General features: G+C 67.6%; 20 protein-coding genes. 14 read left to right on the forward strand and 6 right to left on the reverse strand.

Annotated features, from left to right (window positions below; translation table 11 throughout):
- Positions 1–55: 55 nt before the first annotated feature.
- Both J5J86_RS14180 and J5J86_RS14185 read left to right on the forward strand, forming a co-directional pair.
- Positions 56–637 (forward strand): L,D-transpeptidase, encoded by a 582-nt coding sequence (locus J5J86_RS14180; RefSeq protein WP_209099052.1) that lies wholly within the window; start codon positions 56–58, stop codon positions 635–637.
- A gap of 174 nt (positions 638–811) precedes the next feature.
- Positions 812–1,321 carry a DinB family protein gene (locus J5J86_RS14185; RefSeq protein WP_209105394.1) on the forward strand — a complete coding sequence of 170 codons (510 nt, stop codon included), beginning with the start codon at positions 812–814 and terminating at the stop codon, positions 1,319–1,321.
- A gap of 18 nt (positions 1,322–1,339) precedes the next feature.
- On the opposite strand, the gene mdoH is transcribed toward J5J86_RS14185, so the two are convergent.
- Complete coding sequence (gene mdoH / locus J5J86_RS14190) at positions 1,340–3,076, reverse strand: glucans biosynthesis glucosyltransferase MdoH (RefSeq protein ID WP_446698618.1); 1,737 nt, start codon at positions 3,074–3,076, stop codon at positions 1,340–1,342.
- Between the two features lie 231 nt (positions 3,077–3,307).
- Here mdoH and J5J86_RS14195 point away from each other — a divergent pair, with 231 nt between their 5' ends.
- The 4 genes from J5J86_RS14195 to J5J86_RS14210 are packed head-to-tail and all read left to right on the forward strand — an operon-like array spanning position 3,308 to position 6,546.
- Complete coding sequence (locus J5J86_RS14195; RefSeq protein WP_209105396.1) at positions 3,308–4,216, forward strand: zinc-dependent alcohol dehydrogenase; 909 nt, start codon at positions 3,308–3,310, stop codon at positions 4,214–4,216.
- Positions 4,217–4,235: 19 nt separating this feature from the next.
- Positions 4,236–4,631, forward strand: coding sequence for a 6-pyruvoyl trahydropterin synthase family protein (locus tag J5J86_RS14200; RefSeq protein WP_209099054.1), 396 nt, complete (start codon positions 4,236–4,238; stop codon positions 4,629–4,631).
- Positions 4,628–5,695 carry a glycosyltransferase family 4 protein gene (locus J5J86_RS14205; RefSeq protein ID WP_209099056.1) on the forward strand — a complete coding sequence of 356 codons (1,068 nt, stop codon included), beginning with the start codon at positions 4,628–4,630 and terminating at the stop codon, positions 5,693–5,695. The genes J5J86_RS14200 and J5J86_RS14205 overlap by 4 nt, the downstream gene beginning before the upstream one ends.
- The gene (locus J5J86_RS14210) at positions 5,692–6,546 is read left to right on the forward strand and encodes an SAM-dependent methyltransferase (protein ID WP_209099058.1); all 855 of its coding nucleotides are present in this window, start codon (positions 5,692–5,694) and stop codon (positions 6,544–6,546) included. Before J5J86_RS14205 ends, J5J86_RS14210 begins: the two co-directional genes overlap by 4 nt.
- On the opposite strand, the gene J5J86_RS14215 is transcribed toward J5J86_RS14210, so the two are convergent.
- Both J5J86_RS14215 and J5J86_RS14220 read right to left on the reverse strand, forming a co-directional pair.
- The gene (locus J5J86_RS14215) at positions 6,527–7,081 is read right to left on the reverse strand and encodes a cytochrome b (RefSeq protein ID WP_209099060.1); all 555 of its coding nucleotides are present in this window, start codon (positions 7,079–7,081) and stop codon (positions 6,527–6,529) included. The genes J5J86_RS14210 and J5J86_RS14215 overlap by 20 nt on opposite strands.
- Positions 7,082–7,231: 150 nt before the next feature.
- Positions 7,232–7,885, reverse strand: coding sequence for a RibD family protein (locus tag J5J86_RS14220; protein ID WP_247657602.1), 654 nt, complete (start codon positions 7,883–7,885; stop codon positions 7,232–7,234).
- Positions 7,886–8,392: 507 nt separating this feature from the next.
- On the opposite strand from J5J86_RS14220, the gene ribA reads away from it, so the two are divergent.
- The 5 genes from ribA (at position 8,393) to J5J86_RS14245 (ending at position 12,803) form a co-directional block, all read left to right on the forward strand.
- The gene (gene ribA, locus J5J86_RS14225) at positions 8,393–9,517 is read left to right on the forward strand and encodes a GTP cyclohydrolase II RibA (RefSeq protein WP_209099064.1); all 1,125 of its coding nucleotides are present in this window, start codon (positions 8,393–8,395) and stop codon (positions 9,515–9,517) included.
- Positions 9,518–9,751: 234 nt separating this feature from the next.
- Positions 9,752–10,501 (forward strand): SDR family oxidoreductase, encoded by a 750-nt coding sequence (locus J5J86_RS14230; RefSeq protein WP_209099066.1) that lies wholly within the window; start codon positions 9,752–9,754, stop codon positions 10,499–10,501.
- Positions 10,502–10,682: 181 nt separating this feature from the next.
- Entirely contained in the window at positions 10,683–11,669 is a 987-nt protein-coding gene (locus tag J5J86_RS14235) for a hypothetical protein (protein ID WP_247657604.1), read from the forward strand.
- Positions 11,662–12,288: a chromate transporter gene (locus J5J86_RS14240; RefSeq protein ID WP_209099068.1), complete on the forward strand. Its 627-nt coding sequence runs from the start codon at positions 11,662–11,664 to the stop codon at positions 12,286–12,288. Before J5J86_RS14235 ends, J5J86_RS14240 begins: the two co-directional genes overlap by 8 nt.
- Positions 12,285–12,803, forward strand: a complete 519-nt coding sequence (locus J5J86_RS14245; protein ID WP_209099070.1) for a chromate transporter — start codon at positions 12,285–12,287, stop codon at positions 12,801–12,803. Before J5J86_RS14240 ends, J5J86_RS14245 begins: the two co-directional genes overlap by 4 nt.
- A gap of 74 nt (positions 12,804–12,877) precedes the next feature.
- On the opposite strand, the gene J5J86_RS14250 is transcribed toward J5J86_RS14245, so the two are convergent.
- The 3 genes from J5J86_RS14250 to J5J86_RS14260 all read right to left on the reverse strand — a co-directional run bounded on the left by J5J86_RS14250 (position 12,878) and on the right by J5J86_RS14260 (position 19,872).
- Positions 12,878–15,274 carry a carbohydrate-binding family V/XII gene (locus J5J86_RS14250; protein WP_247657606.1) on the reverse strand — a complete coding sequence of 799 codons (2,397 nt, stop codon included), beginning with the start codon at positions 15,272–15,274 and terminating at the stop codon, positions 12,878–12,880.
- 177 nt (positions 15,275–15,451) lie between these two features.
- Positions 15,452–18,235: a carbohydrate-binding family V/XII gene (locus tag J5J86_RS14255; protein WP_209099072.1), complete on the reverse strand. Its 2,784-nt coding sequence runs from the start codon at positions 18,233–18,235 to the stop codon at positions 15,452–15,454.
- Between the two features lie 128 nt (positions 18,236–18,363).
- Entirely contained in the window at positions 18,364–19,872 is a 1,509-nt protein-coding gene (locus J5J86_RS14260) for a catalase (protein ID WP_209099074.1), read from the reverse strand.
- A 124-nt stretch (positions 19,873–19,996) separates the two neighbouring features.
- On the opposite strand from J5J86_RS14260, the gene J5J86_RS14265 reads away from it, so the two are divergent.
- From J5J86_RS14265 to purN, 3 genes are all read left to right on the forward strand, one after another.
- Complete coding sequence (locus J5J86_RS14265) at positions 19,997–20,944, forward strand: hydrogen peroxide-inducible genes activator (protein ID WP_209099076.1); 948 nt, start codon at positions 19,997–19,999, stop codon at positions 20,942–20,944.
- 88 nt (positions 20,945–21,032) lie between these two features.
- Positions 21,033–22,100, forward strand: coding sequence for a phosphoribosylformylglycinamidine cyclo-ligase (gene purM / locus J5J86_RS14270; protein ID WP_209099077.1), 1,068 nt, complete (start codon positions 21,033–21,035; stop codon positions 22,098–22,100).
- A gap of 12 nt (positions 22,101–22,112) precedes the next feature.
- Positions 22,113–22,763: a phosphoribosylglycinamide formyltransferase gene (purN, locus tag J5J86_RS14275; RefSeq protein ID WP_209099079.1), complete on the forward strand. Its 651-nt coding sequence runs from the start codon at positions 22,113–22,115 to the stop codon at positions 22,761–22,763.
- Positions 22,764–22,766: the final 3 nt, after the last annotated feature.

The raw sequence follows: 22,766 nt of genomic DNA on the forward strand, positions 1-22,766 counted from the left end.
TTGGGGGTGCGTGCCCGGCCGGCAAAAGACTTGCGTCAGATGCACGGGTGACATCATGAGCGTCAGATCGGTTGCGTACGCCGCCCTTTTCTCCATCCTGCTGGCTGCGCCTGCGGCCGCCGATGATCGGTACGACATATTTGGCTTCGCCGCTTTGTTCGGTGGCGGCTATTCCGGTGTCACAGCCGGCACCTCGCCCATTCCGCGGCAGGTGGTGGCATTCGACCCGAAATACAAGCCTGGCTCCATCGTGGTGAACACCTCCACCCGCCGGCTTTATTTCATCACCCAGCCCGGCCGGGCGATCCAATATGGCGTAGGAGTGGGCCGCGAAGGATTCCAGTGGTCTGGCGTCAAGGTGGTGAGTGCCAAGAAGGAATGGCCCTCCTGGGTGCCTCCGGCCCAGATGCTCAAGCGTCGTCCCGACCTGCCGCGCTACATGCCCGGCGGCATCGACAATCCGCTCGGCGCACGGGCCATGTATCTGGGATCCAGCCTTTATCGCATCCACGGCTCGAACGAGCCCGAGACCATCGGGCAGGCCGTGTCCTCGGGCTGCATCCGCATGACCAATGACGATGTCATCGACCTTTACAGCCGTGTGAAGGTGGGGGCGACCGTCTATGTCATGCGCTGAGGCGGGGCCGCCTCGGAGCGACTGACATTAGGGATTGGCCGTCTTAGGGGCGGCCGCCACGGTCACCGGCGGCAGGTCTTTTCGCCGATCCTGCATCCTTGCGGTTGACCAGATGGACCGGCGGATGGTCCTGTGCCCTTGAAGGCTCAAGCCACTCGCCACCGGTTCACCATGCTGCATCGCTCCTACGACGTGCTCGCCGCCTATAATGAATGGGCCAATGCCCGGCTTTATGCTGCGGTTGCCCGCTTGCCCGATGCGGACTACCGCGCGGACAAGGGTGCCTTTTTTGGCTCACTGCACCGCACCCTGAACCATCTGCTGGTGACGGACCGCATCTGGATGGACCGCTTCATGGGGCTCGGCTGCCGCCCGCCTTCGCTGGACGCCATCCTGTTTGACGATCTACCGGCCCTGCGCATGGCGCGTGCGGCGGAGGACACGCGCATCCGTGCTTTCGTGAAGGCGCTGGCCCTTGAGGATCTCCTCACCGAGATCACATACACCATGGTGACGGGTGAAGAGATGACGCAGACGGTGGCGGCCGCGCTCGACCATTTCTTCAATCACCAGACCCACCATCGTGGCCAGATGCATTGCCTGCTGACCAGCATCGGCAGCCGAGATGCCGCGCCCGCTTTGGATCTGCTGTTCTATCAGCGCGAGCACCATCCGATGCCCTGAAGCCGGCGGACCCCGTGCCTATGCTGCGCGGGCGGGCCGCTCGGGTTCTCCCTCCAGGAGGCGGGTGAGGATGGCCGGCGGCGTTGCTTCCTCCGGCAGCGCGCACAGACCAGTCCGCACCATGAACCGGCCGAGGCGCGGATCGGAGGTCAGGACTGCGAACGGAATGGCCATCCAGCAACCGGCGAGCAGCGGGGTCACGAAAGCCAGCAGGACCGGCGAGACCAGCAAGGCGCCTGCTCCGGCGACGAGGCCATAGGCTGTTACCGGCCAGAGCGCCGCTGCGGCCTCGCTCCAGGCGACCCGGTGCGGGTCCCGGGACTGGCCGTTCCACCCGGCCCGCGCCCGCCCGAACAGCATGCGGAACAGAAGGCCGGTCACCGATAGGCTGGTGATCGCGCCGAGCAGCAGGGAAAACGCGAGCTCGCTCGCCGCCGAGGCGGCAAAGCGCAGGGGGCCGCCGTAGCGGGCCGTCATGCCGGGCGAGAGCGCCACATCGGCAAGGCCGAACAGCTTGGGAGCAAGCGAGAAGAGGAAGGTGGCGCCATAGAGACTGGCGGCGATCGCGGCGGCCAGGGGCGGGGCGCTCCAGGCCGCCAGAGGCAACAGCAGCAGGGCGAGCGGAACGGCCGGCTGGGTGGCGAACATCAGGATCGCCCAGATGAGCTGGAAGCGGCTGGTGGTGGGCAGCCCAGAGGGCAGCAGGCCCGGGGTGCTCATAAGGCGAATATATTGCAGATTGCCCATGCACCAGCGAAGGTCCCGTCGCACGAAGTCCGGCAAGGTGGGTGGGTTCTCCTCATAGCTTTCGCTTTCCACCGGCAGGACGCGCACCTCATAGCCGGCGGCGCGCATCAGCACGGCTTCGACCTGATCATGGGAAAGGATCGGCCCGCCCAAGGGCGCCGCGCCGGGCAGCACCGGCAGGTGGCAGTGGGTGACGAAGGGTGCGATGCGCACCAGCGCATTATGGCCCCAGAAGGGTCCGCAATCCCCGCCCCACCAGGCCGAGCCCAGCGTGTAGCACCGCATGCCGTGGCGCATGCCGAACTGGAACAGGCGGGCAAAGCCGCTTTGTGAGGGCAACCCCACCACGAGGCTCTGCAGAATCCCCAGCCGCGGATGCGCCTGCATGATCCGCGCCATGGACAGGATCGTGGCGGCCCCCATCAGGCTGTCGGCGTCCAGCGGGAGCATGGCTTCGAACTGCGTCCCGTGCGTGTGGCAGAAGTCCCGCACATTGCCGGCCTTGAAGCCCTCATTCTCGCTTCGGCGCCGATAATGAAGCCCATGCCCGCCCTCGGATGCCCGCCATGCCGCCATGGCCTCCTCTTCCGCCCGGGCGATATGCGGCAGCGACGTATCGGAGAGGACGAAATACTCAAAACAGCCCCCGAACGGTGTCTCATCCAGCTCGGCCTTCACTGCACGAAGTCGTGAAATGGCACGTTGAGGGTCTTCGTTGCGGAGTGTCATTAAGATGGCAGTCCGCATGGTCACGGGCCTGTCTTTCACCGCAGCCAGAAATGGCGCGGCCGAGGACAGACCGTCCCGCTTGACGTGGAGGAGCCAGAACCCGATCGCCGAATTCCAGAAACCGATGGCGTTCCACGGCGTTGCTGCCAGGACGCAAAGGAGCAGCACGATGTCGACCCCGCGCCATCCCGCCAGGGAGGCCGCCCATCCCCCCCCCACCGCCACCGCGGCCAGGGTCGCGAGGTTGGCACCGAGGACCGTGAGCCGGCGGCCGCGCAAGGTGGCCGATCCGGGTATCGCCGACCCAGGGATGGCCGCCCCGGATGGGGGGGCAGGATCGGAAGAAGGGCGCGTGAGCATGGTGTTGGGCTTCGTCTCGGTTTCGCGCGGAGCGCTTGCTAATACGGGGGCGGATCTATGGAGTTGAAATCTGTGGCAAAACGCCACGCTCAAGCTGAAGCGACCGCCTTGTGGTACGCCGCTCCGCGCACCGTGCGGCTGGAGCGCGAAATGGTCGCCAGTCCGACCGGCGATGAGGTGCTGGTCTCCGCCGCATGGAGTGCCATCAGCCGGGGCACCGAACGGCTCGTCTTTTCCGGTCTCACCGATCCCTGTCATCGGGAGCGAATGCGGTCGCCCATGCAGGTGGGGGAATTCCCCTTCCCTGTGAAATACGGCTATTGCTCGGTCGGCGAGGTCATCGCCGGTCCGGAGCGGCTGGTGGGGCGGCATGTGTTCGTCTTCCATCCCCATCAGGATCGCTTTCTGGCCAGCCTTGAGGCGGTGACCGTCATCCCCGACGCGCTGCCGCCCCGGCGGGCAACGCTGGCCGCAAACATGGAAACCGCACTCAATACGATCTGGGACAGCGGAGCAGGCCCCGGTGACAGGATCGTGATCGTCGGCGCCGGGCTGGTGGGGCTTCTGGTGACCTATCTTGCTGCCCGCCTGCCCGGCACAGAGGTGACGGCGATCGATCCCAATCCCGCCCGGCGGGCTGTGGTGGAGCGGTTCGGCGCCCGGTACCGTGACACTGCCCTGCCGGGGCCGGACGCGGACGTGGTGATTCATGCCAGCGCCACCGCCGAGGGGCTGGAAACGGCGCTCGCCTGCTGCGCCACCGAAGCCACGCTGGTGGAAGCGAGCTGGTACGGCGACGCCGCGGTGACCGTGAGATTGGGTGGGGCGTTCCACGCCAAGCGCCTGCGCGTGGTCTCCTCCCAGGTCGGCGCCGTTCCCCTGGAGCGCCGCGCCCGCTGGAGCCGGCGGCGGCGCCTCGCCAAAGCCTTGGACCTCCTCGCCGATGACCGCCTGGACGCGCTCATCACCCATGAGGTGAACTTCAGCCAGCTGCCCGAACGTATGGAAGCCATTCTCGATGGCGCCCCGGACGCGGTGGCCACCGTGATCCGGTATTGAGCGTTGAGCGGAGGACGGCATGTTTGCAGTGGAAGTGCGTGACCACATCATGGTGGCTCACAGTTTCAAGGGCGCAGTCTTCGGACCGGCTCAGGGTCTTCACGGTGCCACCTTCGTTGTGGACGTCGCCTTCCTGGCGTCGGATCTCACCGCCGACGGCATCGTGGTGGACATCGGTCTGGCCCACGAGGCGCTCAAGGGGGTTCTGGCGCCGCTCGCCTATCGCAATCTGGACGATCTGCCGGCCTTTGCCGGCCGTAACAGCACAACCGAGGTGCTGTGCCGCCACATCTTCGATGGCGTTGCCGATGCGGTGCGCTCGGGCACGCTGGGGGAGACCGCGATCACGCGGCTCAAGGTGACGCTGCATGAATCCCATGTGGCCCGGGCCTGGTATGAAGGCGAGGTGATATGAGTTTTCGCGCCGTACTGGCCTTCCCGGGGGATCTGTCCACACCCACGGGAGGCTACGCCTATGACCGGGCCGTGCTTGCGGCGCTGCCGGATGCAGGCGTGGCCATAAGTGCGCTCCCGCTTCCGGCAGGCTTTCCTTTTCCCGCCCCGGAACAGGTCCGGCAGGCGCTGGAGCGTCTGGAGGGGGTCCCCCACGATCACGTCCTGCTCATGGACGGCCTTGCCCTTGGTGCCCTGCCACCTGCAGAGGTGGCTGGCCTGCCCCACGCCAAGGTGGCCCTGGTGCACCATCCGTTGGCGCTGGAGGCGGGTCTCGCGGCAAGCCAGCAAGCGCGCTTCTCGGCCAATGAGCGGGCGGTGCTCGCCACCTGCACCCAGGTGGTCTGCACAAGCCCGGGCACGGGCCGGACGCTTGTGGCCGATTATGGCGTCGATCCGGCACGCCTCACCGTGGCACTGCCCGGCACCGCCTCAGCGCCCCGCGTGCCCGCTGACGGCGACCCGCCCCGGCTTCTGGCGGTGGGTTCGGTGATCCCGCGCAAGGGTTATGAGACGCTCGTCTCTGCCCTCTCCACGCTCCATGACCTGCCCTGGTCGCTGGATGTGATCGGCGGCCTCGATTTCGACCCGGCGCATGTGGCGCAGGTGCGCGGCGCGATCGCCAAGGCTGGACTTGGCGATCGCATCCAGCTGAAGGGAGCTTCCTCGCCGCAGGATCTGGACGCTGCCTATCTGGGTGCGGACCTGTTCGTGCATCCCTCGCATTATGAAGGCTATGGCATGGTGCTCGCCGAGGCCCTGCGGCGCGGCCTTCCCCTGCTCTGCACCACCGGCGGGGCGGCTGCGGAGACGGTGCCGGACGGTGCCGGCGTGAAGGTGCCGCCGGGCGATGCCACGGCACTCGCACATGCGCTCCGCCCATTGATTGCGGACCGCACGGCCCGCCGAGCCCTCGCGGACGCAGCTTTCCAGGCGGGCCAGGCGTTGCCCGGCTGGCCTGACACCGCATGCGCCATTGCCGGCGCCCTGACGCGGGCCCGCGCATCAGGAAGGGTGGCGGCATGAGTGGCTTTTCGGCGAAGTGGCTCGCCCTGCGGGAACCGGCGGATCGCGCGGCGCGCAATGGCGCTCTGGCGGCTCGCCTCGCGGATACAATGGCGGCGCACGATCCGGTCCGCGTCACCGACCTCGGCGCCGGTACGGGATCGAACCTGCGCGCCACTTCGGCGCACCTGGGTCCCCGCCAGGACTGGACTTTGCTCGATCATGACGAGGGACTGTTGCGGGCGGCGTGTGCGGAGCTCTCAGCCTGGGCCGAGCTTGCGGAAGATGATGGGGAGTGGCTTGTGCTCCACAAGGCCGGCCGGCGCATCCGTGTGGCCTGCCGGACCGGCGACCTTGCGGCCCAGCCGGATCTGGCCCGGCTTGGATCGCCTCACCTCGTCACCGCGTCCGCCTTCTTCGACCTCGCTTCGGCGGACTGGATCGGCCGCTTTGCCGATCAGGTGGCAGAGGCCGGGGCGTGCTTTTACACGGTGCTGACCTGCGACGGGGCCGATGAATGGACGCCGCCGCATCCGCTCGATGCGGCCATTGCCGCGGCGTTCCGTACCCATCAGGGTCGTGACAAGGGCTTCGGACCCGCCGCTGGCAATGGCGCGAGCCAAGCGCTGGCGTCCGCTTTCCGCGCCGCAGGCTATGAGGTGGACCTGGCGCCGAGCCCCTGGCGGCTTTCCGCCGGCGACCCACTCATTCCCGCGCTCGCCGAAGGCACCGCAGGTGCTGCCATCGAGGCGGGGATGGTCTCGCGGGAGGAAACCCGCCAATGGGCCGAGGCCCGCGCGCAGGCGGGCTGCGTCATCGGGCATCTGGACCTGCTGGCGATCCCGTCCGGCTTCAGGATCCCCGGCGGCTGAGGGCTGGGATCATGCGCGAAAGCACGCCATCGCGTTGGACGATGCCGTGCCAGAGGCCGGCCAGGATGTGCAGGCTTACCAGTCCCGCAGTCACATAGCCCAACGCCTGGTGGGCGCCGTTCAGGCGGTCGGAGAGCGCCTGGTCCTTGGCCACCAGGTCCGGCAGCGTGAAGAGGCCGAACACCGAGACCGGTGCGCCATAGGCATTCGAGCCCGCCCAGCCCAGCAGCGGCATCACGAAGATCAGCCCATAGAGCGCATGGTGCACGGCATTGGAGGTGGCCCGCTGCCAGCGCGGCCGGTTCGGCACCGGGGGCGGGGCGCCATAGGCGAGGCGCACCGCCACGCGCAGCACCGCAAGGCACAGGATGAGGAAGCCAACCGACTTGTGCAGATCGAACAACTGGTCCTGCGCCGGGCCCGAAGGCAGGCGCATCATCACGAGGCCCGCGGGGATGACGGTGAGGATCGCCAGCGCGGTGAGCCAGTGGATCCAGCGGGCGGGACCGGAGTAGGGGGTGACGGGCGCGTGCATCTTCTGGTCTCCAGGATCGCGTTCACCTGTCTTCAGTGGTCTTAATACTCTGCCGTCCTGATTGCGTGGGTCCATGAGGGACGAACCGGACCCTGCCTTGGATCTTTGGCGCGCGGCACCCGGTGTCTCGCCCGTCACGTCCCGCGATCCTCACCGGCTCCCGTTCTTGCTCCGCCCCGATTGGCGCAGGTCGCAGTCGAACAGCACATCGCCGTCCGGGAAAACCGTAAGGTGGGTGGGCGGACGCATTGCCGCGCGCAACGAGGCGATGGGGCGCAGGTCAAGGCCCGTGCGCCCGGAGCCGAGGATGACCGGCGACACGACCACGTGCAAGCGATCGATACAGCCCGCATCCACGAAGGCGGCCAGGGTCCGCGGTCCGCCTTCAAGCAGGATACGTCGCAGTCCCGCGCCCGCCAGGGCCGCCAGCACTTCGGCGGGGGCGAGCACCCCGTCCCGGTCCGTCGGCAGGTCCAGAGTCTCGATGCCGGCGGGGACCGGCTGCGCGCATCCTGAGCGGCGGATCAGGATGCGGCGGGCGCCGTCATCCGCAAGGCACTTGGCGGCCACGTTCACCCGTCCCGACGGATCGAGGATCACCCGCGCCGGATTGCGGCCGGGCACGCGCCGCACATTCAGCAGCGGATCGTCGGCCATCACCGTGCCGACTCCCACAAGAACCGCGTCGGACGCGGCGCGCAGGCGGTGCAGATGATCGAGCGCGTGGCTGCCGCTGATATATTTGGAATCTCCCGAGGGCGTGGCGATGCGCCCGTCCAGCGACTGGCCCAACTGTCCGATCACGACCGGGCGATCATCGCGCTCGGAACTGGCAAAAGGATCCGAAAACGGATCATAGTCCTGCATCAGCTTGGCCCTGGCCTTGCGGTGCGCGACGTCTGGAACTTCCAGGCCGCGCGCGCGGTTGTGGAACGGGGAGGGGTGGGCCCGGCTTTTGCCGGTCTGGATACATCCGTCCCCGGTTAAAGTGGCGTGCGCGAGCGGGGTTCCGCCAGCGATCGCCGCAGTGGCTACGCCCGCGAAGCGGTGGCCGGATCAGGCGGGGGCTTGAACATTGCGCCCCGCTCCACAAGTTAAGCGTTGTGTGAGGCGCCCATGTCCCCTGTGAAGAGCTTGCCCGTGACGAGCCCGACCTTAAACCAATCCGAGGTTCGTGCCACCGGGCGGGATGATCAGGTCCTGCGGACGGGGGATGATCCGCTGGCGCTCCGGCGTCGTAATGCGGGAATGACGGAACCGGACCGTGTGGTCACGGTGTCTGATCCTCAAGTCCCGTCCCGCGAGGCTCCCATGTTCCCAGATTGGCCCCCCGTTCTCGATCTGCTCGGTCAGGGTTCTGCTGGCGCGGCGGTGGCCGCCGAACGGGCCATTGCCGAAGTGCGCGCCGGACGGCCGGTGCTGGTCTATGCCGGCGGTCATTCGGCTCTGGCCATCGGCGCGGAGGCGTTCGAGGCGCCGGTCGCCAATGCCTTTTCCGCCATCGCACCGGGTGCCTTGCGTCTCGCCTTGCCGGCGCCGCGCCTTGCCCGTCTCGGCGTCCATCGCGACAGCGCAGGTGCGGTTCCGGTGTCTGGCATGGCTGCCGCGCGCGTGGAGGATCTCGCGCTTTCGCTCGAAGCGCGGGTCAACGAGCCGGTGGCCGACGCCAATGCCGTGGACATTGCGGCTCTCGATCTGCTCGGCGTCGCCCTGCTTCTGCCGGCGGCAGTGATCGCGCCTTGTGATGCTGCGGCCTTCCCGTCCGTGCTGCGGGTGTCGGATATCGACATCAAGTCCTATCGCGAGCGGCAGGCCCGCTCGCTGCGCATTGTCGGCCGCGCGCCGGTGCCGCTGGAAGGCGCGCCGGAGACGGAGTTCGTCGTGTTCCGCGGCGGCGAAGGCCTGCGCGATCAGGTGGCCATTGTGGTGGGCCGGCCCGATCTCTCCCGCCCCGTGCCGGTGCGCCTCCATTCTGCGTGCCTGACGGGCGACCTGTTCGGAAGCCTGAAGTGCGATTGCGGCGACCAGCTGCGCGACACCGTCCGCCGCATGGCGGAAGGGGAGGGCGGCATCCTGCTCTATCTGGACCAGGAAGGCCGCGGCAACGGCATCGCCAACAAGATGCGCGCCTACAAGCTCCAGGCGGACGGGTTCGACACCTATGATGCCGACGCCGTCCTTGGCTTCGGCCTGGACCAGCGCCGGTTCGACTTCGCCGCCGAGATGCTTCGCCAATTGGGCGTGAGTGCGGTGGAGGTGTTCACCAACAATCCGGTGAAGATCGCGGCCCTGAAGTCCGCGGGCCTCAACGTGGTGTCTGAGGAGCGGGTGCTGGGTCGCAAGACCCGGGAGAATACCCGCTATCTGGCTTCCAAGCGTGACCGGGCGGGCCACTATATCGATTTCGAGGCACTTGCGGCCCGAGCGGTGGATTGATCCGCCGCCCTAGGGGCAGGTTCTGATCGAAACGATTAGAGCCTTGGTGGATAAAGGCCGCCGACGCCGCGATTTGGCCTTCGCCCGCGATCCGATCTCCGCTAGAGCCTAGAGCGCGCCCGCGCCAAAGCACCGGGCGCGCGTGTCCGTGTGCCGCCATTGGCCCGGCGAGGTTCAAACAAAGCCGCCCCCCGCGCCGCGCGGATGAGGTGCGGCGCTGCGAGGAGATGCGCCATGTCCCAGTCCAGGATCGCCATCGTTACCGGAGCCGGCTCGGGCGTCGGCCGCGCCGTGGCCCAGGGGCTCGCCAAGGCGGGCTGGACGGTGGCTCTCGCCGGTCGCCGCCGAGAGGCGCTGGAGGCGACGGCGGCGAGCCTTAACGGTGCGCCGTCCCTCGCGCTCCCCACCGATGTCACCGACCCCGCATCCGTGAAGGCGCTGTTTGCCGCCGTGAAGGAGGCCTATGGCCGCCTCGACCTGGTGTTCAACAATGCTGGGACCGGCGCGCCGCCCGTGCCCGTGCATGAACTGACCTACGAGCAGTGGCGCACCGTGGTGGACACCAATCTGACCGGCCCCTTCCTGTGCACGCAGGAAGCGTTCCGCATCATGAAGGACCAGGACCCGCGCGGCGGCCGCATCATCAATAACGGCTCCGTCTCCGCCACCGCCCCGCGTCCCTTCTCCGCGCCCTACACCTCCACCAAGCACGCCATGACCGGTCTCACCAAGTCCACCTCGCTGGACGGGCGCGCCTACGACATCGCCTGCGGCCAGATCGACATCGGCAATGCCGATACCGACATGGCGCAGAAGATGAAGGCCGGCGTCCCCCAGGCGGACGGCTCCATCCGCGTCGAGCCGGTGATCGATCCGGTGCATGTGGCGGACGCTGTGGTCTACATGGCCAGCTTGCCACTGGAAGCCAACGTCCAGTTCATGACCGTCATGGCCACCAAGATGCCGCTGGTGGGACGCGGCTGACCCACTGCGATAGCACCGCCGGACCTTGCACAGCCTGACGCAAGGCACCCTTTGCAAGGCTCTCGCGGATATGCTCGTCTGTCACGCGAGCGTCACGGGTCGCCATCCCATCGCCTCGCCACAGGGGGATCGGGATGGCGGCGACGTGGGCCGAGCGGGGCGTACGGGCGGGGAGGGCGTGATGAAGGACGACAAGCACGGCAAGGGCCACAAGAAGAAAAAGCACGCCGAAGGGGCGGAGGCGCCGCTGGCGACCCCGGCCGAGTTCCAGCCGCTGGATGCGGAGGAGAAGGAGACGGCGTTTTATTCCGACGGCCACCCGCTCGATGATGTGCACTATATCGAGGCGAAGATCATCCTTCAGGGCCTGCGCTTCACATCAGTGCAGAGCTTCTTCGACTTCGCCAAGATCGTCGCCAAGGTGGCCAAGCGCTATGGCGTCGATTTCGACCCCATGGCGGGGCGGGGCATCCGGCCTCAGATCCGCGAAGTGCTGTTCCTCGATACGCAAGACTTCAAGCTCTACAACAACAATTTCATCCTGCGCCGGCGCATCGTCTATGAAGACGGCTTCCCGGTGGGCGAACCGGAAATCGTGTTCAAGTTCCGTCATCCCGACCGGGACACGGCTGCTGCCCTTGACGTGCGGCCGCAAATCCCCGGCAGCTATCGCATCAAGTTCAAGGAGGAGCTTCTCCCCCTGAAGGGCCACATCGGCGGGGTGCGCTCGCTCTACTCCCACAATGTGGAATTCCCCTTCCGTCCCCGCGGCGTCGCCGATCCCTCCGCTGCGTCGACGCTGGTGAAGGTGTTCCCGCCGCTCGGCAGCGTGCTGACCAGCGGGCGCAAGCATGTCTCCCTCGTCAACCGCACGGCGGTGGAGGAGGTGCTCCAGCAACTCGGCAATCTGGATTTCGGCAAGGGGATGCTGGCACCCTGCAATGTCTCGGTCTGGCGCACCCGTGGCGACCAGCACCAGCTGGTGGGCGAATTCTCCTACCAGGTGCGTTTCCTGCGGCGGGACGAACTGAGCACCAAGGCGCTGGAGCGCAGCCATGAATTCTTCTGCGCCTTGCAGACGGAGGCGCAGGACTGGGTCTCGCTCGGCACCACCAAGACCGGCGCCGTCTACCGGCTGAAGGGCAACCCGCCCCAAAGCCATGAGTGAGGCGCCCCACTCCCTCCCGGGCAGCGCCCCGCCGGCCGAGGCGCCCATCGTGGCGCCCGGCTCGGTGTCGCTGCTCGACATCTTCGTGGGCTTCTTCATCATCGGCGCCACCAGCTTCGGCGGCGGTGTGGTGGCCTATCTGCGCACCGGTCTCGTCAACCGGCGCCGGTGGATCGACGACGTCACTTTCGTCGAGCTTTTGTCCATCTGCCAGACCTTGCCGGGCCTGAATGCCTCCAACATGGCCATCCTGGTGGGGGACCGGCTGCGCGGCACCGCCGGCGCAGCGGTGGCACTGGCGGCCATTTGCCTGCCGGGCGGGCTGATGATGATGGCGGCGGCCGCCGCCTATGCAGCCTCGCAAGGCCATAGCGGCAACACGGTGGGAGCCATCCTGCACGGCGCCTCGGCGGCGGCGGTGGGGCTCGTCCTCTCTGTCACCTTCCAGCTGGGGCGCAAGACGCTCGGGCGCTTCATGGACTTCATCTTCGTGGCGCTGACGGTGATCGGTGTGAACGTGCTGCACCAGTCGGTGCTGCTGGTGCTGTTCGTGGTGGGGGCCATGGCCATCGTCTGGTACCGGCCCGCAGCGCGGCCGCAGGGGGAGGCGACGAAATGAACCAGATCCCCATGCTGATCGGCGTCTTCGCCTATTTGTCCCTCCTGACGGTGGGCGGCGGCATGGCCGCCTTTCCGGAGATGAAGACGCTGGTGGTGGACCACGAGAAGTGGATGACCTTCCCGCAGCTCATCCATCTTTATTCCATCGGCCAGATGGCGCCCGGCCCGAACATGATGATGATCGCGGGCATCGGCCAATGGGTGGCCGGGCCCATCGGGGCGCTGGTGGTGGTGCTGGCCTTCTTCCTTCCCACGGGCCTCTTCACCTTGTGGGTCGGGCGCATGTGGACGCGGCTGGAACACTGGCCCTGGCGCAATTCCATCCAGCGGGGTCTGGCACCGGTCTCCATCGGCCTCTTGCTGGCGGGTGCCATCTCCATCTCGAAGGGCGCCATCACCGGCTGGGCGAGCGCCGGCATCATGGTGGCGGTGTTCGTCGTGCTGGTGAGTTCCAAGGTGAACCCCATCCTGCTCATCGCGGCGGGCGCGCTGGCCGGCTATTTCGCTTTTTGAGCCTTTGTGGCTAGCTCAAATGCAAACGGGCGCCGCGCGGCGCCCGTTCGTGTGTCGAAACCGATGGGAATCGCTCAGCGCCGGAAGCCGCCGCCGCCGAAGCGATCACCGCCGAAGCCGCCCCCGCCGAAGCGGTCTCCGCCGCCGAAGCGATCGCCGCCATAATTGCCCCAACTGCGGGCCTGGTTCTCGCGGTTGAACTGGCTCATGTCCGTGTTGCGGTCCACCGACTGCCAGCCATTGCTGGTGGCACGGCTCCAGCCGTCATTGGAATGCTGGTACACGTTGCCATTGTGGTCCGTGTAGACATTGCCATTGTTCCAGGCGACCGAATTGCCGGTCTTGGTGTTGGTGGCCACGCCCTTGCTGTCCACGTCCACTTGGCCATTCTCACGGCTGACGCTGGTGGAGGAGGCGTGGGCCGTGCCGGCGGTGGGATTGTAGCCGGCAGACGAGCGGTTGGCGTCGAAATTGCCGGTATAGGCATTGCCCGTCACGCTGGCGTTCGAGGTGCCACGGGCGCCGGTATAAGGATTGTACCGGGTGTTGTCGCGGGCGGCGCCGTAATTGCCGGTGTAGGGATTGAACGCGGCGGCCGAGCGGCCGGCGAAGTCCGTGCCGCGGGCGGTGGTGCCGTCCCAGGCGCGGGTGGACCAGTTGGTGCCGTTCCAGGTGGTGCCCCAGGCATGGTTCACCGTGGCATTGGCGCCCCAGCGGCCATAGATGTTGGTCTGGTTGACGTTCACATAGCCCCAGTGGCCGCCATAGGGGCCGGCGCCCCAATAGGGACCCCAATAGGGACCGACCGCCGCGCCCCAGGCCCAGCCGGCCGCGAAGCCGAAGCCGAAGCCCGCCGCGGCGCCCAGCGCGAAGCCGGCGCCATAGCCATAGGTGGTGGGGCAGCCATACCACCAGGTGCCGCCCACATAGCCGTTGCAGGCATAGCCGGTGCCATAGACCACGGTGCCCCCCGGAGCGACCATGACGCCCATATAGCCGGGCGTGTAGCCCACCACGACCACGTCCGGCTCCACGGAATAGACCCGCACATAGGTCACATAATGGACCGGCGAGCTCACCGGGATGGTGTAGATGACCGCCGGAACGGTGGTGGCGACCCGCCAGGGACCCGTGGGGGCGCCGGACACGAACCACACGCCGTTGGACACCATGTAATAGGCGGTGGGCGAGACCTGGATCACCGGGAGGGGGGTGTTGACCGCATACTTCAGCGGCGTGCCTTCCACAGGCACGAACTGCGGGGCACCCTGATAGCTCACCGTGGCGGTGGCGGACTTCTTCACCGTGGAGGTCTGGGGAATGGTGGCGGCGATGGCCGCTTCCTTGGCCTCGGGCGTGCCGGCCACCGACACCAGGACATTGGCCTTGGCGTCATGGGGCGAGATGTTCTTGAAGTCCGCCGGCAGGGCGTCCGGGGGCACGAAGGCCCACGGCCCCTGCAGCCCGCGGCCCTTGAACCAGCGGCCCGAGATCAGCACGTAATAATCGTTGTTGGACGGGTCCATGAACACCGCATGGTCCGCATTGCTCATGGTCAGCAATTGCGTGCCCTGGACCGGCAGCAATTGGGGCTGGCCGTTGGTCTGGATGAGCTCCGTCGGCACCGTGGAGACCATGATGGCCGGCGGCGGGCTGATGGGCTTGCCGTCCTGGCCGAGCAGCGGATCGGGATTGCCGGTCTTGGCGGCGGCCTTGGCTGCCGCCTGGAGCGCGGAGGAGGGTTTGGGGGTCACCACCCAGGTGCCATCCAACGCCGTGGTCTCATACCAGACGCCCGCCGCCTGGAGGTGATAGACCCCTCCCTGGTCGCGCAGCATCAGGGGCCGGGTGTTCATGACACGCTGGAAGCCCTGCACGCCCTCAATGGCACGCAGCACGGGCTCGCCGGCGATGGGGACGAGGATGGTCAGCGTGTCGGTGAAGAGAATGCGCGGCGGGCTGTTGTCCACCGGCTGGGTCTGCAGCTTGGCGATTTCCTGGTTCACCGCATAGCTCGCCTGGAGCTGGCTCAAGGGCGTGGTGAGCCCTTCCTTCGGCAGCCGCTGCTCAATCGCCTGCTTCACCGCACCAGCCTTGTCGGGGGCGGTGGGGACCTCGACCTTAGTGATGGTGATGGTGTTGAGATGGACGAGGCCGGCGGCCTTGTCGATGGTGGCGAGGGCGGAGAATTCCACCATGCCATAGGTGGGCGAGCCGTTCTTCGGGCCGAGCGCGATCGCCGAGCGGCCAGTGATCTTGTTGCCTTCAAGGCCGTCGATCTGCGGCTGATAGATTTCGAGCCGGTTGTCGCCCACGTCGAAGTCGCGCGGCCAGGCGACGCCAGGCGTTCCGATCGGCGCATTCTGCGACGGTGCCGGCTGTTGCTGGGCATAGGCGACCGGCGGCAGGACCAGACCGGTCACGGTGAGTGCCACCAGGACACTCCGGCTCACGGTTGAAGCCGAACCCATTTCTGTTCTCCCTTCATGCAACCCGCGCGAGGCGAAGCTTTAGCACTCCGCGCGCGGAGATGCCCTATCACTATTTGGCCAAGCCGCCGTGAACGCAGTGCGCATAAGGCGCCATCCTGCGTGTGCCACTCTGCCGGTACGATCACATTCTGCGGCGCAGACGGATGCTGGCGCACGTCAGCGACGCTCATGGCCTTCCGGGTGCGCGTGGTGATGGCCTCCGCCCCCGCGATGTCCGGAATGCTCCCGATGCTCATCCCCGTGCCGGTCGCGGTCCTCCCGATGATCCGGGTCCCGCCGATCGCGATCGGAGCGATCGCCGTCTCCACGATCTGGGGACCGATCCCCATTCGCGCGTTCCGTGTCGCCCCGGTCGGGGGAGCGGGCCGAAGCGTCATCCGGTCGGTCGGCCGTGGAGCCGCCCTTGCTCTCGCCTCCGGCATCAATATGGGTGCGGGTGCCGTCTTGAGGGGAGGGGCGCGCCTCTTTTCCCGGGTCCGATGGGCTCTTGTCGCCGCCCTGTCCCCCATTTTGCGGAGCGCTGGCCGGGCCGTGCTCAGCCGGCGTGCTGCCGCGTCCGGAGGCGCCGTCCTTGCTCGGCTCGGCCGGTCCCGGCCCCTGGTGGGTGTCGGGCTGGCCCTTGTCGCCGCGTTGTCCCTCGTTTTGCGGAGCGCTGGCCGGGCCGTGCTCAGCCGGCGTGCTGCCGCGTCCGGATGTGCCGTCCTTGCTCGGCTCGGCCGGTCCCGGCCCCTGGTGGGTGTCGGGCTGGCCCTTGTCGCCGCGTTGTCCCTCGTTTTGCGGAGCGCTGGCCGGGCCGTGCTCAGCCGGCGTGCTGCCGCGTCCGGAGGTGCCGTCCTTGCTCGGCTCGGCCGGTCCCGGCCCCTGGTGAATGTCGGGCTGGCCCTTATGGCCGTCTTGTCCGCCGCCCTTGGGAGTATGGGCGGGGTTCGGATGAGGATCGGGGTGCGGGGTGGGCCGAGGGGCAGGGTGCGGGTCGGGGCGGTTCCCGCCATTCTTGTTGATGGTGGTGTGGTTGTTGATGGTGGTGGAGTTCACGTGGATGTTCACGTTGTCCGACATGTACCGTCCGCCATAGGCGCTGAAGCCGCCGAACCCGAGGCCGGCGCCGCCGATCCCCACTCCCACGCCGCCCCAGGCGCCATGGCTCCAGGCCGACACGCCAATGCCGCCGTCCCAGCCGCCGCCGACTGCTATGCCCCCGCCCCAGCGGCCATAGATGTTGACCGCGCCCACATCGGCGAAGCCCCAGCCGCGCCCATAGGGGGTGGCGCCCGCATAGGGCCCCCAGGCGGGGGGCAGGCCGGGGCCCCAGGACCAGCCGGGGGAGAATCCATAGCCGAAGCCGCGCGGACCGAGAGCGAAACCGGCACCGACGCCGTAGGTGACGGGCGGTGCGATCCAGCGCGCCCCCGCATAGCCGGGGGTGCTGTAGCCGGACCCATAGACGAGGGTGCCTCCGGGGCCGCGCAGCACGCCCATATAGGCCGGGGTGTAGCCGGTCAGGACCGCGCCGTCGGTCGTGCCATAGATCCGGACGCCGGTCACATAATGCACCGGTGAGGCCGGCGGGATGGCATAGATGGCCTCTGGCACGCGGGTGGCGACCTGCCACGGCCCCTCAGGTGCAGCGGCGGAGAACCAGACGCCGTTGGAGACGCTGTAGACTTGGCCGGGGGCCACGCGGATCACTGGGCTCGCCGTGTTCTCGGCATAAGCGAGTTGCGTGCCGGGGATGGGCACGAAGCGGGGGGCGCCCTCATAGCTCACCGTCGTGGTCGCAGCGAGCGGCACGGTGGCCGTCTGCGGCAGGCTGGCGGCGATGGCAGCGTTGAGGGCCTGCGGGGTGCCCGCCACGGAGATCAAAACGTTCGCCTTGGGATCGGTCGGAGAGATACGCGCGAAATCCGCCGGCAGCGCGTCCGGGGCCACATAGGTCCACGGCCCACCGGTCGACGGCGCCGTGAACCAGCGTCCGGAAATGAGCACATAGACTGCAGACTTGCCCGGGGTGACGAAGACGGCGTGGTCCGCATTGTCCCAGGTGGCCAATTGCGTGCCCGCCACCGGGCCTGTCTTTGGCGGGCCGTCGGACTGGATGAGTTCGGTCGGGCTGGTCGCAACCAGGATGGCGGGGGCGCTGGCGGGTGCCTGGCCCGATGGCGGAAGAAGCGGGTCCGCCGGCTGCTGGGCGCGGGCCACGGTGGCGGCGGACAGCACGTCCGGTGGCACTTGGGCACTGGGCACCCACGGGCCGGCAAGGCTCGCAGCTTCGTACCAGGTGCCGGCGGCCTGCAGGTGGAGCGCCTGGTCCACATCCTTCAGCAACAGGGCCTGGGTGTTGATGGCGCGTTGGAAGCCTGCGACACTCTCGATGCCGCGCCAGTCCGGGGCGCCGGCCACCGGCACCAGGAGGGTGGGGCCCTCGGCGAAGACGATGGTCGGCGGGGTGGTATTCACCGCCGCGGCCGGGGCATTGGCATGGGCGATGTCGGCCGCAACCAAGGCGGCCGGTAGCCGCAGGCCACGATCCCGCCAATGCCGCTCCAGCATGCGGCGCACCGCGTCGGCACGATCCGGTGCCAGGGGAATCTCGACGTCGGCCATTCGGATGCGCCAGATCCGCACCTGTCCGGTCACAGCATCCATCCGCGCTCGGGCGGTGAAGGCGGCGCGCCCGTAGCTGGGGGCGCCCGATGTCGGCCCAAGGGCGAACGCCATGGTGCCGGAGAGCCGGTCATCCGCAAAGGCGTCAGCCGTCGGCGGATAGAGCTTGAGCGTATCACTGCCGATGCGGAGGCTGCGAGGCCAGGCCGGCTTTGCCACCGTGGCGGCTGCACCGGTCTGGGTTGGAGGCTGTCCCGCCTCCTGCGCCCGCGCGGCGAGCGGCAAGGCTGTGGCGACCAGAAGGATGACGGCGTGCAGCACCTGACGATGGAACATGGCTCCCTCCGAAGAGGAGAGCTTATAGCTGCCAAGGCCAAGGTCTCGCGAGATAATATTTTGTAATGAAACGTCTTTCCGGCCTGACAACGGGCGCGGCGCGCCCGCGTCCGTTGTCAGACGGCCGATCACTCGGCGGCCTGGGTCCCCTGCGGCATCTTCTGCTGCTGGGCGGTCTCCGACGCCTTGCTCCGCGTCATCTCCGCCAAGGCGGCGCGCACGCCCGCGCCATATTCGGGATGCACCTTCTCGAAATGGCCGAGCTGGCGCTCGATGATGGCGTCCGGCACGCCGAACATGGCTTCCGCCAGGTTGAGGAACAGGCGCTGGCGCTGACCGGCATCGAACAGCTCGAACAAGGCGCGGGGCTGGGAATAATCGTCATTGCCCACACGGTGGCTGTAGCGCTCCGCGTCGCCGGAGATCTTGAGCGGGGGCTCCAGATAAGCCGGGTTCTCGACGGCGCCGTTGAACGAGTTGGGCTCGTAATAGGCGTCCGTATTGCCCGTCAATTGCGGGAAGAACCGCATGGCACCGTCCTTGTGGTAGTGGTGGACGGGGCAGCGGGCGGCATTCACCGGCAGGTGCTCATAATGGGTGCCGAGGCGATAGCGGTGGGCGTCCGCATAGGAGAAGATGCGGCCCTGGAGCATCTTGTCCGGCGAGAAGCCGATGCCGGGCACGATGTTGGAGGGCGAGAAGGCGAGCTGCTCGACCTCGTTGAAATAGTTCTCCGGGTTTCGATTCAGCTCCAGGATGCCCACGTCGATCGGCGGATATTCGCCGTGCGGCCACACCTTGGTGAGATCGAACGGATTGTAGGAGGTCTTCTCCGCATCCGTCTCCGGCATGATCTGCACCTGCATCTTCCACTTGGGGAAGTCGCCCTTCTCGATGGACGAGAACAGGTCTTCCTGGGTGGACTCACGGGTGCGGCCCACCACCTCGGAGGCCTGCGCATTGGTCCAGTGGCGGTGGCCCTGGAGCGTCTTGAAGTGGAACTTCACCCAGAAGCGCTCACCCTCCGCATTGATGAAGGAGAAGGTGTGTGAGCCGTAGCCGTTCATGTGCCGCACGTCGGTGGGCAGGCCGCGGTCCGAGAACAGGATGGTCACTTGGTGGAGGCTCTCAGGCGAGAGCGACCAGAAGTCCCACATGGCGGTGGGGGAGCGCAGATTGGTCTTGGGGTGTCGCTTCTGCGTGTGGATGAAGTCCGGGAACTTGTAGGGGTCGCGCACGAAGAAGACGGGCGTGTTGTTGCCAACCAGGTCCCAATTGCCTTCCTCGGTATAGAATTTCAGGGCGAAGCCGCGCACGTCGCGCTCGGCGTCCGCCGCGCCGAGCTCGCCGGCCACGGTCGAGAAGCGCAGGATGAGGTCTGTCTTCTTGCCCACATGCGAGAACAGCTTCGCTTTGGTGTAGCGGGAGATGTCGTTGGTGATGGTGAGGGTGCCATAGGCCCCCCAGCCCTTGGCGTGAACCACGCGCTCGGGGATGCGCTCGCGGTTCTGGTGGGCGAGCTTTTCCACCAGTTGGTAGTCCTGCAGCAGAACCGGGCCGCGGGCGCCCGCGGTCAGGGAATTCTGGTTGTCGCCGACAGGTGCGCCGGCCGTGGTGGTCAAAGTCGGCTTGGTCATTGGGACATCCCTTCTTCGCGCCGCCAGATGGCGGCAGAGTTCCGTGTCGGGGCACACTGTGGGTCTGAAGGGGGATCAGCACAAATCAGTTTACACCCGCTCTATGATAAGATTTATTTATCATATGCTCTCGACCCGCCAGCTCCGCTACTTCGAAGCCCTCGCCCGGCACCTGCATTTCGGCCGCGCCGCCGAGGAATGCGCCGTCACCCAGCCGGCCTTGTCCATGCAGATCCGTGACATGGAGACCTATCTCGCCGTCGAACTTGTGGAGCGCGGCCGCACGGGCGTGCGCCTCACTGCGGCGGGAGAGGAGGCGGCCGAACGGGCGCGGGGTGTGCTGGCCGCGCTGGCCGATCTCGAACGCTCCGTCCGCGCGCGGGGGTGCCTGCTGGAGGGGCGACTGCGGCTCGGCGTCATCCCCTCGGTGGCGCCCTATCTGCTGCCGCGCCTGTTGCCGGAGGTTGGGCGCCTTTATCCTGGGCTGGAGCTGGCGCTGCGGGAAACCCAGACCGAGCAATTGCTGGCGGAACTGTCCACGGGCAGCCTCGACCTCGTCATCTTGTCCCTGCCGGTGGAAGATCCGGCGCTGGCGAGCCTCGCCTTGTTCGACGACGCCTTTCTCCTGGCCGTTCCGGAGGCCGGCGCCCGTCCGCTCGGCGGCCTCGCCTCGCCGGACCAACTGGCCCCCGAGGATCTGCTGCTGCTGGAGGACGGCCACTGCTTCCGGGACCAGGCGCTCCAGGTGTGCGGCACCATGGACCAGCGGCGCCTGCGCCGGTTCGGCGCCACCAGCCTGTCCACGCTGGTGCAATTGGTGGCCAACCAGCAGGGCGTGACCTTGCTGCCGGAAATGTACGTCACCAGCGAGGGCGGCCATATTCCCCGGGTGCATCTTCTGCGCTTTCCCGATCCCCAGCCCTATCGCACCATCGGCCTCGTGTGGCGGCGCACCTTGCCCTTCACCGGGGACGTGGAGGCGTTTGCGCGGTTGGTGGAGAGCTGCCGGCCCGGCCTTTCGCCTCCCGCGCGGCTCGTCACGGGCACGCCCGGCGCGCGCGCAGGAGCATGAGAAGAGGGGGCGGCGCGGTGTGAAACCCTGCCATGCCTTGCCTCCGATGCGGTTCGCGGCTAAGCCCCGCTGACAGTGCGAGGATGACATGGCTCAGGACGGTCTCAACTATCGTGACGCGGGCGTCGACATCGATGCCGGCAACCGGCTCGTGGATCTCATCAAGCCGCTGGTGAAGGCGACCGCCCGCCCGGGCGCGGACGCGGACATTGGCGGCTTCGGCGGGGTGTTCGACCTGCGCCGCGCGGGCTTTACCGATCCCCTGCTCATTGCCACCACGGACGGCGTCGGCACCAAGCTGAAGATCGCCATCGAGACCGGCTGCCACGACACCATCGGCGTCGACCTGGTGGCCATGTGCGTCAATGACCTGGTGGTGCAGGGCGCCGAGCCCCTCATGTTCCTGGACTATTTCGCCACCGGCCGGCTCTCCCCGGAAGTGGGGGCGCAGATCGTGGCTGGCGTCGCCCGCGCCTGCCGGGAATCCGGCTGCGCCCTGATCGGCGGCGAGACGGCGGAAATGCCGGGCATGTATCGCGATGGCGACTATGACCTGGCGGGCTTCGCTGTGGGCGCGGTGGAGCGCAATGCCCTGCTGCCCCGCCCCGACGTGGCCCCCGGTGACACGATCCTCGGCCTTGCCTCGGCGGGCGTCCATTCCAACGGCTATTCGCTGGTGCGCCGCATCGCCGAGCGCTCGGGCCTCGCCTGGAGCGATCCGGCGCCCTTCGCGCCCGGCCAGACGCTCGGCGCGGCGCTGCTCACCCCCACCCGGCTTTATGTGAAGAGCGTGTTGCATGTGGTGCGCGGCACCGGCGCGGTGAAGGCGCTCGCCCACATCACCGGCGGCGGCATCACCGAGAACCTGCCGCGCGTCCTGCCCAAGCGCACCATTGCCCGCATCGACCTGTCCAAGCTCGAAGTGCCGCCGGTGTTCAAGTGGCTGGCCGCGACGGGCGGAGTCGACCCGATGGAGATGCTGCGCGCCTTCAATTGCGGGATCGGCATGGCCGTGGTGGTGCCTCAGGCGGCGGTGGCGCGGGTCTCCAGCGCCTTCACGGCGGCTGGCGAGACGGTGTTCGAGCTCGGCACCATCGTGTCCGGCGAAGGCGATGCCCGCGTGGTCTATGAGGGGGAACTGGGCCTTCAGGCCTGATCCGGAGACAAGATGCAGAAGAAGCGCACAGCCATCCTCATTTCCGGGCGTGGCTCCAACATGGCCGCGCTGCTGAAGGCGGCGCAGGCGCCGGATTATCCGGCCGAGATCAGCCTCGTTGTGTCCAACCGCGCCGATGCCGCCGGCCTTGAGATCGCGGCCGCCGCCGGTATTCGGACGATGGTGCTCAGCCACAAGGACTATAAGGACCGCATCGCCTTCGATGCGGCGCTTGACGCCAATCTGCGCATTGAGGGCATCGAGATCATCTGCCTCGCCGGCTTCATGCGCCTGCTGACCCCTTGGCTGGTGCAGCGCTGGCGGGATCGCATGATCAATGTGCATCCCTCCTTGCTGCCGAGCTTCAAGGGCCTGGACACCCACGAGCGCGCTTTGGCCGCCGGTGTGCGGTTCCATGGCTGCACGGTCCATCTGGTGCGCGCGGAAATGGACGAGGGGCCGATCGTGCTCCAGGCGGTGGTGCCGGTGCAGCAGGGCGACACGCCCGACAGCCTCGCCGCCCGCGTGCTGGAGCAGGAGCACGTCATCTATCCCGCAGGCCTGGCTTTGCTCGCCAGCGGTCGGCTAACCGTGGAAGAAGAGCGCGTCATCGTGGCCGATGTCACCGCGCCCCGCCAGGTGCTCATCTCTCCCGAAATCTGAACG

Source organism: Aquabacter sp. L1I39 (assembly GCF_017742835.1).
In the GTDB taxonomy this organism is placed as follows: Bacteria; Pseudomonadota; Alphaproteobacteria; order Rhizobiales; family Xanthobacteraceae; genus L1I39.

Excerpts from the sequence above, each read along its gene's own strand:
- J5J86_RS14230 (WP_209099066.1), top strand. The coding sequence starts at position 9,752 with ATGTCCCAGTCCAGGATCGCCATCGTTACCGGAGCCGGCTCGGGCGTC.
- J5J86_RS14265 (WP_209099076.1), top strand. The coding sequence starts at position 19,997 with ATGCTCTCGACCCGCCAGCTCCGCTACTTCGAAGCCCTCGCCCGGCAC.
- J5J86_RS14200 (WP_209099054.1), top strand. The coding sequence starts at position 4,236 with ATGTTTGCAGTGGAAGTGCGTGACCACATCATGGTGGCTCACAGTTTC.
- J5J86_RS14245 (WP_209099070.1), top strand. The coding sequence starts at position 12,285 with ATGAACCAGATCCCCATGCTGATCGGCGTCTTCGCCTATTTGTCCCTC.
- J5J86_RS14210 (WP_209099058.1), top strand. The coding sequence starts at position 5,692 with ATGAGTGGCTTTTCGGCGAAGTGGCTCGCCCTGCGGGAACCGGCGGAT.
- J5J86_RS14195 (WP_209105396.1), top strand. The coding sequence starts at position 3,308 with ATGGTCGCCAGTCCGACCGGCGATGAGGTGCTGGTCTCCGCCGCATGG.
- J5J86_RS14250 (WP_247657606.1), bottom strand. The coding sequence starts at position 15,274 with ATGGGTTCGGCTTCAACCGTGAGCCGGAGTGTCCTGGTGGCACTCACC.
- J5J86_RS14215 (WP_209099060.1), bottom strand. The coding sequence starts at position 7,081 with ATGCACGCGCCCGTCACCCCCTACTCCGGTCCCGCCCGCTGGATCCAC.
- J5J86_RS14205 (WP_209099056.1), top strand. The coding sequence starts at position 4,628 with ATGAGTTTTCGCGCCGTACTGGCCTTCCCGGGGGATCTGTCCACACCC.
- J5J86_RS14235 (WP_247657604.1), top strand. The coding sequence starts at position 10,683 with ATGAAGGACGACAAGCACGGCAAGGGCCACAAGAAGAAAAAGCACGCC.
- J5J86_RS14255 (WP_209099072.1), bottom strand. The coding sequence starts at position 18,235 with ATGTTCCATCGTCAGGTGCTGCACGCCGTCATCCTTCTGGTCGCCACA.
- ribA (WP_209099064.1), top strand. The coding sequence starts at position 8,393 with ATGTTCCCAGATTGGCCCCCCGTTCTCGATCTGCTCGGTCAGGGTTCT.
- purM (WP_209099077.1), top strand. The coding sequence starts at position 21,033 with ATGGCTCAGGACGGTCTCAACTATCGTGACGCGGGCGTCGACATCGAT.
- J5J86_RS14240 (WP_209099068.1), top strand. The coding sequence starts at position 11,662 with ATGAGTGAGGCGCCCCACTCCCTCCCGGGCAGCGCCCCGCCGGCCGAG.
- J5J86_RS14180 (WP_209099052.1), top strand. The coding sequence starts at position 56 with ATGAGCGTCAGATCGGTTGCGTACGCCGCCCTTTTCTCCATCCTGCTG.
- J5J86_RS14260 (WP_209099074.1), bottom strand. The coding sequence starts at position 19,872 with ATGACCAAGCCGACTTTGACCACCACGGCCGGCGCACCTGTCGGCGAC.
- purN (WP_209099079.1), top strand. The coding sequence starts at position 22,113 with ATGCAGAAGAAGCGCACAGCCATCCTCATTTCCGGGCGTGGCTCCAAC.